This is a genomic window from Geodermatophilus sp. SMS 5-13, from assembly GCF_059428245.1.
Window position 1 is genome coordinate 2,170,720 of record NZ_CP165729.1, and the last position, 13,230, is coordinate 2,183,949.

Sequence of the window (13,230 nt, forward strand, 5' to 3'; positions counted from 1 at the left end):
CGTGTACGTGCCGGCCCACTTCGCCGCGCCCGCCGACGCGCTCGACCGGCTGCTGGCCGCGCCGGGCGCGGTCGACCTGGTGAGCAGCACCGCCGACGGGCTCACCGCCACGACCCTGCCGATGCTGCACGACCCGGACGCCGGCCCGGACGCCGGTTCGCTCGTCGGCCACCTGGCCCGGAGCAATCCGCAGTGGCGGGAGACCGTCGGCGACGTCCTGGTGATCGTCCGCGGGCCGGACGCCTACGTCTCGCCGGCCTGGTACGCCAGCAAGGCCGAGCACGGCCGCGTCGTCCCCACCTGGAACTACGTGGTCGCGCACGTCCACGGAGAGCTGGTCGTGCAGGACGACCCGGAGTGGCTCGACGCGCACGTCCGCCGGCTCACCGACACCCACGAGGCGGACCGCGGCACCCCGTGGGCGGTGGCCGACGCGCCGGAGCGGTTCGTGGCCGGGCAGCTGCGGGCGATCGTCGGGATCGAGGTCCGGATCCGCCGCGTCGAGGCGAAGTGGAAGCTGTCCCAGAACCGCCCGGGCGCCGACATCGACGGCGTCGTCGCCGGGCTGACCGCCGGCGGCCGCCCCGACGTGGCCGGCGCCGTCGCGGAGGCGCGGCCCGCGGATCGCTGAACAACGCGGTACCGGATGCCTCTGGCGTGTCGCGCCGGAGGGGGCCAACCTGTGTCCCGACCCGCATCGTTGCCGTGGACGGGCGGCTCGGGGGAGCGGCTGCGGCGCCGTGGAGGTCTGGTCGTGTCTCCCACGCTCGTCCGCTCGCTCATCGCCGAGTTCGTCGGCACCCTGCTGCTCGTCTTCCTCGCCGTCGGGGCGGCCGTCGCGGGGGTGACCGGAAGCGGCCTCGTCTCCGGTGTCGTCGGCGTCGCGCTCGCGTTCGGCCTGGTGCTGCTCGCCCTGGCCTATGCGATCGGCCCGATCTCCGGCTGCCACATCAACCCGGCCGTCACCCTCGGGGTGCTGCTCTCCCGGGGCATGACCGCGAGCGAGGCCGGCTACTACTGGGTGGCCCAGTTCGCCGGCGGCATCGCCGGCGCCGCCCTGCTCAAGCTGATGACCAGCGGCTTCGGCGGCGTCACCGACACGACCGGCGCGCTGGGCTCGAACAACTGGGGCGCGACCATCAGCATGGGCGGGGCCTTCCTGCTCGAGGTGCTGATCACGATGGTGCTGGTCACCGTCGTGCTGCTGGTCACCGGCCGCGCCGCGACGCCGGGGTTCGCCGGGCTGGCGATCGGCTTCACGCTCGCCGTGGTGCACCTGTTCGCCATCCCGCTCGACGGCACGTCGGTCAACCCGGCCCGCTCGCTGGGCCCGGCGCTGTTCGCCGGCGGCGAGTCGCTGGCCCACGTGTGGCTGTTCATCGTCGCCCCGCTGGTCGGGGCCGTCGTCGCCGTGGGGCTGGTCCGCCTGCTCACCCCACCGGTGGTGACGGAGGAGGCGCTCCGCGAGGAGGCCGGGGCCGTCGACCAGACCGGCGCCCAGGTGCCCTCCGAGGCCATCCCCGACGCGCGGCGACCGGCGGACGACGAGACGGCGGTCGAGGTCGTCTTCGACATCGAGGCGGGCGAGACCCGGCGGATGCCCCCGCCCGGGTGACCCCGGGTGTGCCGGCCGCCGCCGCGGGGCAGGGGAGGGGCGTGCCCGAGCCCGAGGATCCCCGCGCCACCATCACGCCGTACCGGGACGGCCCGCTGATCGTGCGCGGCGACTTCCGGCTGGTCGACCAGGACGGCGTCGAGATCGATCCGGGCCGCGACACGATCGCGCTGTGCCGGTGCGGCAAGTCCGGCATCAAGCCGTTCTGCGACGGCACCCACAAGCGCGCGGGCTTCTCCGCGCCGAGCGCGCCGTCCCGCCCGCGGCCGGCGGCGCAGATCCTGCGCGCGGCCCGGGACGAGCGGCCCTGACCGCGGTCAGTCCACGAAGTGCGCAGAGGCCGGGTTCCAGGCGGTGGAACCCGGCCTCTGCGCACACTGTCCAGTCCGGGTGACGCCTCAGGCGGCCCGGAGGCGGGCGTTCCGCAGCGCGGAGCGCCCGGACTCCCAGGCGGCCAGCAGTTCCCGGGCGGCCAGCCCGTCGACGGCGAGCGCGCAGGCCGCGCCGAGGAGCACGTCGCCGGCCAGGTCGGGGAACTCGGCGACCAGCGAGCCGCACATGTCGACCGCGGCGATCTGCTCGTGGACGGCGTCGGCCTCCACGTGCTCGTCGTAGAAGACCGTCGTCCGCTCGTCGAAGCCCAGCCGCCGCAGCCCCGCGGAGTAGCGGCGGCTCGGCTCGGACGACGTCATCTCCACCGCCGTGAGGTGGCCCAGCGCGGCGCCGCGCCAGCGCCGGTGCAGCCCGAACAGCGACATCGTGTTCACCGAGGCGAAGGCGACCGCGGGGGCGTCGTCCCACAGCGCGCCGTAGGCCGCGTCGAGGTCGAGGTCGCGCATCAGCCCCGCGAACAGCTCGCTGTGCATGCGCTCGGGCGCGCCGCCGCCGTACTCGTCGGCCTGGATCTCCACCATCGCGGCCTTGGCCCGGCCGGAGAGCCGCGGCACGGCGAAGGTGTGCGGATCGCCCTCCTTGAGGTGGTACACCGACCGGACGGTGAGGTACTCCCGCCACTGCTCGAGGGTGCCGGTGCGCGCCAGGTAGGACGACAGGGACGGCGAGTCGTCGGCCGCGATCAGGGCGGTCAGCTGCCGGTCGATCGGGTCGCCGGTGGCCTCGACCGGGCCGGCGAGCGCGCGCAGCGCCTCGGCGTGCCGGCGCTCGAGCAGCGCGCGCAGCCGCAGCAGCTCCGGGTCCCACTCCCACTCCTCGGCGACGCCGTCGAACCCGCGGTAGTGCAGCTCGTAGCAGACGGCCAGGGTGAGCTGCAGGTCCTCGTCGAGCAGCGGGTCGGCCGACGTGGCCGCGGCGCGCTCGGCGAGGGCGAGGGTGGTCGCGGGCAGGGCGGTGCCGCCGGCCAGGTCGGCGCGGACGGCGAGGCTCAACGGGCCCCTGGGTTCGGGGAGCTGCATGCCGCCAGCATGCCCACGACCAGCGGGTTCGATGCGCCCCTGTGTGCGATGTCGCCCGCGCGGGTGTGGCGCTCATGCCGCGGCGGGCACCCCCAGCCGCAGCTCGACCGCCCCGTCCGTCGAGGGGACCAGCACCTCGGCCCGCTGGACGCCCGGGACGACGACGTACCGGATCGAGCCGCGCACGCTGACCAGAGCGAGCACCCACCACAGCGCCCGCGCGTAGGCGTCTGCCTGCTCCCGTCCGTCGTACTCGTACACGCCGCGGTAGACGCCCCGCTCGTCGGCCGCCACCCACCACTTCGTGAGCAGGCCGGGGAAGCCGGCGAAGAGCGGACCGTTGAGCCAGCTCTCCGCCCGGAACAGCACGTGCGCCCGCCCGCGCACGCCGCGCAGCCGGAACTCCACGACCAGCACGCACGGGTCGGCGGCGGGCGGCCGGTCGACCACGGTCTCCCGGTAGACCCAGGACGTCGTGCCGCCGGGGAAGCGCAGCCGGGTCCCCACCGCGGCGCGGGGGTGGTGGATGCGCCGGCGCGCCATGAGCAGGGTGCTGACGAGCGCGCAGCGGGCCAGCGCGCGGACGGCGGCGGGGAGCGGCAGCGGCGGGTGCTCCGCGGGAACGAGGTCCCCGGTCCGGGGGGTCGCGGCGGCGGGCGTCAGCTCCATGATCCGAGCCTGCTCGCGCCACCGTCCGGACGACGAGGCCGAAGGACTCCCCGGGACGGTGCCGGAGCGCAGGTTTCGGCGCCGCCGGGTAGGCACGCGGCATGAGCTCGCTGCGCGACCGCGTCGTCCTGGTCACCGGCGGCAGCGCTGGCATCGGCCGCGCCACCGTCCACCGGCTGGCCGCCGACGGTGGCCGCGTCGTCACCTGCGCCCGGCACGGAGACCGGCTGGCCGAGGCGCTGGCCGGCGTCCCCGGGGCGACCGGCGTGGTGGCCGACGCGGCCGCCGCTGCCGACCGGGTGATGCTGGTCGAGCGGGTGCTCGCCGAGCACGGCCGGCTCGACGCGGTCGTGCTCAACGCCGGTCTCGGCTGGGCCGGCCTGTTCGAGGACATGCCGGGCGAGGCGGTCGAGGGCACGGTCACGCTCAACCTCACCGGCGTCCTCGAGCTGACCCGGCTTGCGCTGCCGCACCTGTTCGCCGCGGCGCGGGACCGGGGCCGGGGCGACGTCCTCACGATCGGCTCGGCCGCCGCGTGGTCGCAGGTCCCGCCGCTCACCGTCTACTCGGCCACCAAGGCCGGCGTGCAGGGGTTCGTGACGGGGCTGCGCCGCGAGGTCACCCGCCGCGGCGTGCGGGTGCACACGGTCAACCCCGGGTTCGTCGCCACCGAGTGGCTGGTCCGCGGGCGCGGCTTCCCACCGGTCTCGGACGGCGACGCCCGCGGCCGGCTCGCGCCGGGGATCGACCCCGCACGGGTGGCCGAGGCGGTGGCGCGCTGCCTCACCGCGCCCGGGTCGCGCACCGTCGCCGTCCCCCGGTGGTTCGGGCTGGCCCGCCTCGGCGAGGTGCCGCCGGTGAACCGGCTGCTGGACGCCGTCCTCTCCCGGCAGACCGAGCGGATCCGGGCCACGACGCACCGGATGCTGGCCGCGCGTGGCGTGCGTCACGCCGGAGCGGGTGAACGCGATTGATCCACTTCATGAACGGGAAAGAAGGGCGCGGTGCACAACCATCCAGCCCAGCCCGGAGGCGTTCAATGGCGACGACCCGTGAGGCGTCGGCACCCGGAGTGATCCGCAGTCTCATCCCTGCACGGATCGACCGGTTGCCGTGGTCCCCCTTCCACACCCGCATGGTGATCGCCCTCGGCGTCGCCTGGATCCTCGACGGCCTGGAGATCACCGTCGCCAGCTCGGTGACGTCGGTGCTCACGCAAGAGGACACGCTGCACCTGTCGTCCGCGGCCGCCGGTGCGATCGCCACCGTCTACCTGGCCGGCGAGGTGTTCGGCGCTCTGCTGTTCGGCAACATGTCCGACCGGCTCGGTCGGCGCAAGCTGTTCATGCTCACGCTCGCCATCTACCTGGTCGGCAGCGGGCTCACCGCGTTCACCCTCGGCCACTCCGCCGGCTGGATCGTCTTCCTCTACCTCACCCGCTTCATCGCCGGCATGGGCATCGGCGGTGAGTACGCCGCCATCAACTCCGCCATCGACGAGCTGATCCCGGCCCGTTACCGCGGCCGGGTCGACATCGCCGTCAACGGCACCTACTGGGGCGGCGCCATCCTCGGCACCCTGGGCACGTTCATCTTCCTGAACGTGATGAGCCCGAGCACCGGCTGGCGGATCGCCTTCCTGCTCGGCCCGGTGCTGGGCCTGGTGATCATCTTCGTCCGCCGGCACCTGCCGGAGAGCCCCCGGTGGCAGGTCATGCACGGGCACGCCGACGCGGCCGAGGAGTCGATCAGCTACATCGAGCACGAGGTCGAGCAGACCGGCAAGACCCTGCCGAAGGTCGACGAGAGCAAGGCCATCGAGATCCGGCCGACCGACCAGATCGGCTACCTCGCGCTGCTGCGGGTCCTGTTCAAGGAGCTGCCCGGACGGTCGGTCCTGGGCGCGACGCTCATGATCACGCAGTCGTTCCTGTACAACGCGATCTTCTTCACCTACGCGCTCGTGCTGAAGAACTTCTTCGGGGTCGCGGACAACGTGATCCCGCTGTTCTTCATCGCCTTCGCCGCCGGCAACCTGATCGGACCGCTCACCATCGGCCACCTGTTCGACACCTGGGGCCGGAAGAAGATGATCGCCGGTACCTACATCCTCTCCGGGGTGCTGCTCGCCATCACCGCGGTGATGTTCCAGGCCGGGATGCTGAACGCCATCACGCAGACGGCGTGCTGGACGGTGATCTTCTTCTTCGCCTCCGCCGGCGCGAGCTCGGCCTACCTCACCGTGAGCGAGATATTCCCGCTCGAGGTCCGGGCGAAGGCGATCGCCGTCTTCTTCGCCATCGCGCAGATCTTCGGGGCCATCGGCCCGCTGGTCTACGGCGCGCTGATCGGCGACGGCACGCGCACCACGCCGCTGTTCCTCGGCTACCTGCTCGGGGCCGCGGTGATGATCCTCGGCGGTGTCATCGCCGCATTCCTCGGCGTCAACGCGGAGGGGAAGTCCCTGGAGGACATCGCCCTGCCGCTCTCGGCCCGCCGGGGCAGCACCCGCGCGGAAGGCGCTGCGCAGCCGCGGCTGACGACCTGACCCACCTTGCCCGTGGCCCCCGGCGTCGATGGCGCCGGGGGCCGCGGCGCGTCCGGGGGTGGTGACGGCGCCGGCCGCGCGCAACGCTGGTGGGCGATGAGGGACAAGTGGGGCGACGAGCGCGTCACCGCGTGGGTGCTCGCGCTGATCGTGCTCGTGCTCGTGCTCTGGGCCGGACGGCTGCTCGCCTGAGCCGTGCCGTCGCCTGATCGGCGGTCGGCGGGCGGAGGTGCCTTGCCAGCTCCCCGACGGAGGGGTTCCCTTTCGGGAACCGTTTCGGACGGCGAGGAGCGCGATGGACTTCCTGCAACCGACGTCGTGGGAACAGGCCCTGGCCCTGCGGGCCGAGCGGCCGGACGCGCTGCCGATCGCCGGTGGCACCGACGTCATGGTCGAGCTGAACTTCGACCGGCGCCGGCCGGGGGCCCTGCTCGACCTCGGGCGGGTGCCGGAGCTGCGGGAGTGGTCTCGCGACGACGGCGTCATCCGGCTCGGCGCCGGGGTCACGTACGCGCGGGTGATCGGGGAGCTCGGCGGGCAGCTGCCCGGGCTGGCGATGGCGGCGCGGACGGTCGGCTCGCCGCAGATCCGCATCCGCGGCACGGTCGGCGGCAATCTGGGCGCGGCCTCCCCGGCCGGCGACGCGCACCCGCCCCTGCTGGCCGCCGACGCGGTGGTGGAGGTGGCCTCGGCCGAGCGGGGGAGCCGCCTGGTCCCGGCCGCCGAGTTCTACACCGGCGTGAAGCGCAACGCCCTCGAGCCCGACGAGCTGATCGCCGCGGTGCTGGTGCAGCCGGCGGCCGGCCCGCAGCAGTTCTGCAAGATCGGCACCCGCAACGCGATGGTCATCGCGGTGACCGCGTTCGCCGTCGCGCTGCACCCCGACCGGCGGGCGGTGGGCACCGGCATCGGCTCGGCCGCGCCCACGCCGCGGCGGGCGGTGCCGGCCGAGGAGTTCCTCGCCGGCGAGCTCGACGCCGCGGGCCTGTGGGACTCCCGCGCCGCCCTGCCCGAGTCGCTGGCCGGCGCCTTCGGCGAGCGGGTCGCGGCGGCGGCCGACCCCGTCGACGACGTCCGCGGCAGCGCGGCCTACCGGCGGCACGCGCTGTCGGTGATGGCCCGGCGCGCGGTCACCTGGGCCTGGGACGACCTGCGGAAGGCGGCATAGCGGCATGCGCGTCACCACCACCGTGAACGGCACCGAGCAGGCGGTCGACGACGTCTGGCCCGGCGAGAGCCTGCTGTTCCTGCTGCGCGAGCGGCTCGGCCTGCCCGGGTCGAAGAACGCCTGCGAGCAGGGCGAGTGCGGCTCGTGCACCGTCTACCTGGACGGCGAGCCGGTGTGCTCGTGCCTGGTCGCCGCCGGCCAGGCGATCGGCCGGGACGTCGTCACCGTCGAGGGGCTGGCCTCGGGCGAGCGCCTGCACCCGGTGCAGGCGGCGTTCGTCGAGGCCGGCGCCGTCCAGTGCGGGTTCTGCACGCCCGGGCTGGTCGTCGCCGCGCACGACCTGCTGGCCCGGGTGCCGCAGCCGTCGGACCTGGAGATCCGCGAGGCCCTGGCCGGCAACCTCTGCCGCTGCACCGGCTACGAGAAGATCCTCGACGCGGTGCGGCTGGCCGCGACGGCGGTGCGGACATGACGCAGACCGTTCCCACCCGGACGACGACCGGCCGGATCGGGGACAGCCCGCTGCGGCCGGACGGCACGCTCAAGGTCACCGGCGAGTTCGCCTACGCCAGCGACCTGTGGCACGACGACATGGTCTGGGGCGTCACGCTGCGCAGCCCGCATCCGCACGCGCGGATCCGCGGCATCGACCTCGCCGGGGCGCTCGCGGTGCCGGGGGTGTCCGCCGTCCTCACCGCGGACGACGTCCCGGGGGAGAACGCCTACGGGCTGGAGCACGCCGACGCACCGGTGCTCGCCGCCGACGTGGTGCGCTACGAGGGCGAGCCGGTGGCGCTGGTCGCCGCCGACCACCCGGAGACCGCGCGCCGGGCGGCCCGCCGGATCCGGGTCGACTACGAGCCGCTGCCCGCGGTCACCGACCCCCGCCGGGCCCTGGACGACGACGCGCCGCTGGTCAGCCCGGCCGGCAACCTGGTGCGGCACCTGACGCTGCGCCGCGGCGACCCGGCCGCCACCGCGCCGGTGGTCGTCTCGCTCGACTTCGAGGTCGGCATGCAGGACCAGGCCTTCCTCGGGCCGGAGTCCGGGCTCGCGGTGCCGGCCGAGGACGGCGGCGTCGACCTGTACGTGGCGACCCAGTGGCTGCACGTCGACCAGCGGCAGATGTGCCTGGCGCTGGGCATGCCGCCCGAGAAGGTGCGGCTGACCCTCGCCGGCGTGGGCGGGGCGTTCGGCGGGCGGGAGGACCTGTCGGTGCACATCCACGCCTGCCTGCTGGCGCTGCACACGCGCCGGCCGGTGAAGATGGTCTACGGCCGGGAGGAGTCCTTCTACGGCCACGTGCACCGCCACCCCGCCTGGCTGCACTACGAGTTCGGCGCCGACCGGGACGGCACGCTGGTCTACGCCCGGGCCGACACCCTGCTCGACGGCGGGGCGTACGCGTCGTCGACCACCGCCGTCGTCGGCAACGCCGGCACGCTGGGGCTCGGGCCGTACCGGATCCCGAACGTGGCCGTCGACGTCCGCGGGGTCTACACGAACAACCCGCCGTGCGGCGCGATGCGCGGGTTCGGCTGCGTGCAGGCGGCGTTCGCGCACGAGGCGCTGATGGACGAGCTGGCGTCCGTGCTCGGCCTCGACCCGGTCGAGATCCGCCTGCGCAACGGCATGCGGGAGGGCGACCGCAACATCACCGGTCAGGTCGTCGACTCCGCCGCGCCGGTCGCGGAGCTGCTGCGTCGCGTCCGCGACCTGCCGCTGCCGCCTGAACCGGACGGCGAGCGGGACCTGCTGACCCTGCCCGGCGCCGTCGGCAACACCACGCACGGCGAGGGCGTGCGGCGCGGGATCGGCTACGCGGTGACCTACAAGAACATCGGGTTCTCCGAGGGGTTCGACGACTACTCGACCGCGCGGGTGCGGCTGGAGCTGACCGGCGGCGAGCCGGTCGCCACGGTGCACACCGCCGCGGCGGAGGTGGGGCAGGGGCTGGTCACCGTCCAGCAGCAGATCGCCCGCACCGAGCTGGGCGTGGAGCGGGTGGTCGTCGTCCCGGCGGACACGCAGGTGGGGTCCGCGGGGTCGACGTCGGCGTCCCGGCAGACCTACGTCACCGGCGGCGCGGTGAAGGCCGCCTGCGAGGCGGTGCGCACGCAGGTGCTGCAGCGGGCGGCGATCGCACTGGACCGGCCGGTCGGTTCGCTGTCCCTGGACGGCGAGAAGATCGTCGGGCTCTCCGGCGAGGTGCTGGCGAGCCTGGGCGACGTCCTCGGGACCGACGCGGTCGAGGAGACCGTCGAGTGGCGGCACCGGCCGACCCACGCGGTCGACCCGGAGACCGGCCAGGGTGACGCGCACGTGCAGTTCGCGTTCTCCGCGCACCGCGCCGTGGTCGACGTCGACACCGAGCTCGGGCTGGTCAAGGTGGTCGCGCTGGACACCGCGCAGGACGTCGGCAGGGCGATCAACCCGGACGCCGTGATCGGGCAGATCCAGGGCGGCAGCGCGCAGGGCATGGGGCTGGCACTGATGGAGGAGGTCGTCGTCACCGACGGGCACGTGCGCAACCCGTCGTTCACCGACTACCTTATCCCGACGATCCTCGACATGCCGCCGATGCGGGTCGAGCTGCTCGAGAACCCCGACCCGCACGCGCCCTACGGGGTGCGCGGGGTGGGGGAGCCGCCGACGATCTCCTCCGGCCCGGCGGTGGCGGCGGCCGTGCGCGCGGCGACGGGCGCCGAGCTGCGCCGGGTGCCGATCCGCCCCGAGCACATCACCGGCACGTGACCGACGGCGGTCAGGCGCCCGGAGCGCGGAAGACGGCGCGGCCGCTCTTCACCTTGCCCAGGACGGTCTGCAGCTCGTCCTGGTCGAACAGCTGGTGGGTGCCCAGGCTGCGGACGGTGCCCGTGCTCGCCGAGGTGAGCGTCACCGCGGCGGCGGTCTGTGCGTCCGGCGCCTCGAGGATCACCATCCCGTCCGCCTCGCCGAGCATCCAGTACAGGGCCTCCAGGCGGGCGCCGACGGCCTCCGCCGAGGCGCGCACGGCTGCGGTGCGGTCTCCGGGCTGCTCGACCATGCGGCCCCACGTCTCGGGGGTGTAGGCGAAGAAGATGACGAACCTCGGCATTCCGACCACCTCGTTGCGCGTCGCTGGGGTCGCCGATTGGAACAGCGGTCGGATGGTGCATCCGGTTCCGGTAACGCGACGGCCGCGCAGACGGTGCGTGCCGGGACGCGGCGCGACGTGCTCGGCACCGTCCGCTGTTCTGCACAGCGGCCGTAGGGTGCCGCCGTGAGCGAGGTCGAAGCGCCCGTGCCGACGCTGGTCGGGGAGGTCGTGGTGGTCGAGCCGGACGCCGTCCGGATCCTCGACCGCCGGGTCTTCCCGTTCGAGCGCAGCTGGGTGGTCTGCCGCTCGTACGAGGACGTCGCCAAGGCGATCGAGGACATGGTCACGCAGAGCCTCGGCCCGCCCTTCGCCGCCGCCGGCGGCATGGTGCTGGCGGCGCGCAGTGGTGGGCTCGACGTCGTGCGCCAGGCCGCACAGCGTCTGGTCGCGACCCGGCCGACCAACAACGGCATCCGGGACGTCGTCGCCGAGCTGCTCGCGGTCGCGGAGGCGGGCGGGGACGTCGAAAGCGCCGCCGAGGACCTGGCACAGCGGTACCGCGCCGGCTACCGGGCGCTGGGCGAGCACGCCGCGCCGCTGATCCCGGACGGCGCCACCGTGCTCACCCACTGCTGGGCCGACGCCTACCTGACCGAGACGGTCGCCGCGGTGCTGCGCGCGGGCAGGCGGATCTCCGCGGTCTGCACCGAGACCCGCCCCTACCTGCAGGGCGCCCGGCTGACCGCGGAGAGCCTGGCCGAGATGGGCGTGCCCACCCGGCTGATCACCGACGGCATGGCCGCGCACCTGATGAGCCGCGGCGAGATCACCACGTTCGTCACCGGCGCGGACCGGGTGACGATGGACGGGTCCGTGGTCAACAAGATCGGCACGCTGCAGATCGCGGTGTCGGCGCAGGCCTTCGGGGTGCCGTTCGTCGCGCTCGTGCAGGCCCCGGACCGGCACGCGGCGACGGCCGCCGACGTCGAGCTCGAGGACCGGGACGGCGACGAGGTGCTGCACTGCCTGGGCCGGCGGACGGCGTCGACCCGGGTCACCGGCGTCTACCCGGCCTTCGACGTCACCCCGCCGCGGTTCGTGAGCGTCGTCGTGACCGACCGCGGCCGGTTCGCGCCGGCCGACGTCGCGTCCTACTACTCGTGACGCCGGCCGGCAGCCGTGACGAGGCGGTCGAGCAGCTGATGGAGGTCGGCCGACTGTCCGTCGAGCGCGGCCTGGTACTGGCCAGCGGCGGCAACCTGTCGGCGCGGCTGCCCGGCGCCGCCGAGTTCGTCGTGACCGGCGCCGGCACCTGGCTCGACCGGCTCACGCTCGCCGACTTCAGCACGCTGACCCTGGACGGTGACGTGGTCGGCGGCGCGGACCGGCCGTCCACGGAGTGGAAGCTGCACCAGCGCACCTACCGGACGCGGCCGGACGTCAACGCGGTCGTGCACCTGCATCCGCAGCACGCCGTCCTGGTCGACGCCCTGGGCCACCCGATCCGGCTGATGACGCTCGACCACGCCACCTACGTGCGCTCGATCGGCACGGTGCCGTACTTCCCGAACGGCTCCGACGAGCTGGCCGACGCCGCCGCCGAGCAGGCCCGCGAGCACGACTGCATCGTGCTGTCCCACCACGGCTGCTCGGCGCTCGGGCCCGATGTCGGCATGGCCTTCCGGCGGGCGCTCAACCTCGAGGAGGCGGCGGTCGCCACGTACCGCGCCCTCCTCCTCGGCGACACGACCACCACCTTCCCGGCGGGCGTTCCGCTGCACGCCTGACCGGCAGCCCCGTTATTCGGTCACCGGTCGTTGAGCGCAATGCCATCGAACACTCGAGGAATACTTTCCCGCTTTTTGGCGATTCAGGCCTCGCGCGCGGCGTGCGATATGCGTCCCAGGCCACAGAACGGGTTCGACTCGCACCTGCATTGTGACCCGGCCGCCACTGGCGGCCGAGTCACCCCGTGGAAGAAAATGCCACCGGCGATCACCGGGAACCTCCGCCGTTCCCGGTGAGGGATCAGGCCACCGTCAGGGTGACGTTTTCTTGGTCGCTCTGACCGGCCGAGTCGGTCACCTGCAGCGTGAACGTGTACGTACCGGCCACCGTGGGGGTGCCGATGATGTTGCCGGCGTCCGTGCCCTGCGAATTGGGGCCGGTCATTCCAGTGGGGATGGTTCCCGCCACGACTTTCCACTGCACCGGCGTCGGCGTGGCCCCCGTGTCGAACGTGGTGTTGCAGTCCGAGGTGGTGAAGAAGTAGCTCGTGGACCGGTTCAGCGCCAGCGTTGCGGGGGCAGCAGGGGAGATGACGCAGGTACCGGTGGGGTCGGCCGGTGCCGTCACCGGCGTGATGGAGGGAGTGCAGCCGGGCAGGGTGACGGTCGCGGTCGGCGTCCGTCCGCCGTCAGAGATGGTGACCTTGCAGTCAGGAGCGGTGAAATCGGATGCCTGGATGACGAATCTGCCGTCGGCGCCGGAACGGGCGCCGGCAGAACTCGTCGTGGAACTGGCCATGGTGAAGATGCCCCGGGCCGAGGTTCCTTCGACTCTCAGCTGACCGCTTTTCAGTTCCGCCTTGGCGACCGCGACGGCGGAGGCACCACCGGCGAGGACGACCTGGCCCGCGCAGAGGGAGAGAAAGATTGCCGGCACGGCCGCCGCACGCATGATTCTCATCAGTTGCAACATCCTTCCAGAATGCGCAGAACATGAGCGTCCGGTCACTGC

Annotated in this window: 14 protein-coding genes; 10 read left to right on the forward strand and 4 right to left on the reverse strand. The window is 73.8% G+C overall.

Annotation, left to right across the window (positions count from 1 at the left end):
* Position 1 precedes the first annotated feature (1 nt).
* The 3 genes from AB3388_RS10590 to AB3388_RS10600 all read left to right on the forward strand — a co-directional run bounded on the left by AB3388_RS10590 (position 2) and on the right by AB3388_RS10600 (position 1,926).
* Positions 2 to 631 carry an FMN-binding negative transcriptional regulator gene (locus AB3388_RS10590; RefSeq protein ID WP_495410728.1) on the forward strand — a complete coding sequence of 210 codons (630 nt, stop codon included), beginning with the start codon at positions 2 to 4 and terminating at the stop codon, positions 629 to 631.
* 123 nt (positions 632 to 754) lie between these two features.
* Positions 755 to 1,615 carry an MIP/aquaporin family protein gene (locus AB3388_RS10595; protein WP_495410729.1) on the forward strand — a complete coding sequence of 287 codons (861 nt, stop codon included), beginning with the start codon at positions 755 to 757 and terminating at the stop codon, positions 1,613 to 1,615.
* Positions 1,616 to 1,656: 41 nt separating this feature from the next.
* Complete coding sequence (locus tag AB3388_RS10600; protein WP_495410730.1) at positions 1,657 to 1,926, forward strand: CDGSH iron-sulfur domain-containing protein; 270 nt, start codon at positions 1,657 to 1,659, stop codon at positions 1,924 to 1,926.
* 87 nt (positions 1,927 to 2,013) lie between these two features.
* On the opposite strand, the gene AB3388_RS10605 is transcribed toward AB3388_RS10600, so the two are convergent.
* Positions 2,014 to 3,027, reverse strand: coding sequence for an iron-containing redox enzyme family protein (locus AB3388_RS10605; protein ID WP_495410731.1), 1,014 nt, complete (start codon positions 3,025 to 3,027; stop codon positions 2,014 to 2,016).
* 72 nt (positions 3,028 to 3,099) lie between these two features.
* Positions 3,100 to 3,696 (reverse strand): hypothetical protein, encoded by a 597-nt coding sequence (locus AB3388_RS10610; RefSeq protein ID WP_495410732.1) that lies wholly within the window; start codon positions 3,694 to 3,696, stop codon positions 3,100 to 3,102.
* 101 nt (positions 3,697 to 3,797) lie between these two features.
* On the opposite strand from AB3388_RS10610, the gene AB3388_RS10615 reads away from it, so the two are divergent.
* From AB3388_RS10615 to pucD, 5 genes are all read left to right on the forward strand, one after another.
* Positions 3,798 to 4,670, forward strand: coding sequence for an SDR family oxidoreductase (locus tag AB3388_RS10615; RefSeq protein ID WP_495410733.1), 873 nt, complete (start codon positions 3,798 to 3,800; stop codon positions 4,668 to 4,670).
* 134 nt (positions 4,671 to 4,804) lie between these two features.
* Positions 4,805 to 6,244 (forward strand): MFS transporter, encoded by a 1,440-nt coding sequence (locus AB3388_RS10620; RefSeq protein WP_495410734.1) that lies wholly within the window; start codon positions 4,805 to 4,807, stop codon positions 6,242 to 6,244.
* A 295-nt stretch (positions 6,245 to 6,539) separates the two neighbouring features.
* Positions 6,540 to 7,412: an FAD binding domain-containing protein gene (locus AB3388_RS10625; RefSeq protein ID WP_495410735.1), complete on the forward strand. Its 873-nt coding sequence runs from the start codon at positions 6,540 to 6,542 to the stop codon at positions 7,410 to 7,412.
* 4 nt (positions 7,413 to 7,416) lie between these two features.
* On the forward strand, positions 7,417 to 7,884 hold the full coding sequence (locus tag AB3388_RS10630) for a (2Fe-2S)-binding protein (RefSeq protein WP_495410736.1): 468 nt from the start codon (positions 7,417 to 7,419) through the stop codon (positions 7,882 to 7,884).
* Positions 7,881 to 10,166, forward strand: coding sequence for a xanthine dehydrogenase subunit D (pucD, locus tag AB3388_RS10635; RefSeq protein WP_495410737.1), 2,286 nt, complete (start codon positions 7,881 to 7,883; stop codon positions 10,164 to 10,166). The genes AB3388_RS10630 and pucD overlap by 4 nt, the downstream gene beginning before the upstream one ends.
* Before the next feature lie 10 nt (positions 10,167 to 10,176).
* Here the strand turns inward: pucD and AB3388_RS10640 are convergent, their stop codons facing one another.
* On the reverse strand, positions 10,177 to 10,509 hold the full coding sequence (locus tag AB3388_RS10640) for a GYD domain-containing protein (RefSeq protein ID WP_495410738.1): 333 nt from the start codon (positions 10,507 to 10,509) through the stop codon (positions 10,177 to 10,179).
* Between the two features lie 165 nt (positions 10,510 to 10,674).
* Between AB3388_RS10640 and AB3388_RS10645 the strand changes: the two genes are divergently transcribed.
* Both AB3388_RS10645 and AB3388_RS10650 read left to right on the forward strand, forming a co-directional pair.
* Positions 10,675 to 11,655 carry an S-methyl-5-thioribose-1-phosphate isomerase gene (locus AB3388_RS10645; RefSeq protein ID WP_495410739.1) on the forward strand — a complete coding sequence of 327 codons (981 nt, stop codon included), beginning with the start codon at positions 10,675 to 10,677 and terminating at the stop codon, positions 11,653 to 11,655.
* Entirely contained in the window at positions 11,652 to 12,278 is a 627-nt protein-coding gene (locus AB3388_RS10650) for a class II aldolase/adducin family protein (RefSeq protein WP_495410740.1), read from the forward strand. The genes AB3388_RS10645 and AB3388_RS10650 overlap by 4 nt, the downstream gene beginning before the upstream one ends.
* A gap of 241 nt (positions 12,279 to 12,519) precedes the next feature.
* Here AB3388_RS10650 and AB3388_RS10655 read toward each other — a convergent pair whose 3' ends face one another.
* Complete coding sequence (locus tag AB3388_RS10655; RefSeq protein WP_495410741.1) at positions 12,520 to 13,191, reverse strand: PKD domain-containing protein; 672 nt, start codon at positions 13,189 to 13,191, stop codon at positions 12,520 to 12,522.
* Positions 13,192 to 13,230: the final 39 nt, after the last annotated feature.